This window comes from Collinsella sp. AM24-1, assembly GCF_003470325.1.
GTDB lineage: Bacteria > Actinomycetota > Coriobacteriia > Coriobacteriales > Coriobacteriaceae > Collinsella.
Genome location: NZ_QRHM01000021.1, coordinates 1 through 667 on the forward strand (window position 1 = coordinate 1; position 667 = coordinate 667).

Sequence of the window (667 nt, forward strand, 5' to 3'; positions counted from 1 at the left end):
GGACGCGCCGCGTGTTCCGCGCCGTGCTCACCGACAACGGCCCCGAGTTCTCCGACGAGGACGCGATCGCCGCGCTCATCGGCGAGGGGCAGGGCGAGACGAGGCTGTTCTACTGCGACCCCCGGCGCAGCGACCAGAAGGGCGCCTGCGAGCGCAACCACGTCGAGATCAGGAAGCTGCTGCCCAAGGGCCGCGGCCTCAGGTTCGACCGGCTGGCCCCGGCGGACCTGTCGCTGGCGATGTCGCACGTGAACTCCGAGCCGCGCGGCGCGCTCGGCTTCGCGACGCCCGCCCGCGCCTTCCGGGCGATGCTCGGCGCCGACGCGGAGGCGCTGCTGGACGCGTACGGCGTGGAGGACGTGCCCGTCGGCGAGCTCGACCTGACGCCGGGGCTCATCGCGCGGGCGCGCGAGGAAAGGGGCGATGCCCCGCTGTCCTAGCCTGAAAGGGAAAAACGGAATAGGCGGACCGACCGTTCGGCTGAGTCTGGGAAGAGGTGCCGGGCGGCGGGCGGAGCATGGCCACCGGACCCATCGAAACACATCTCCACCGTTCCTTCAACTGGGAAAATGCCGCCCCCGGGCCCCGGGAGGGCCGCGGGGGCGTTCGGCTAGGTGCGGGAACGGCCTATTTGCTCAATGTGTTCGGCTGAGATCGGAAATCAACC

Annotated in this window: 1 pseudogene; it reads left to right on the forward strand. The window is 70.8% G+C overall.

The annotated features are described in order from the left end of the window. Positions 1-440 (forward strand): annotated as a pseudogene (locus DW661_RS07935) (IS30 family transposase); the annotation flags it as partial. Between the last annotated feature and the right edge of the window lie 227 nt (positions 441-667).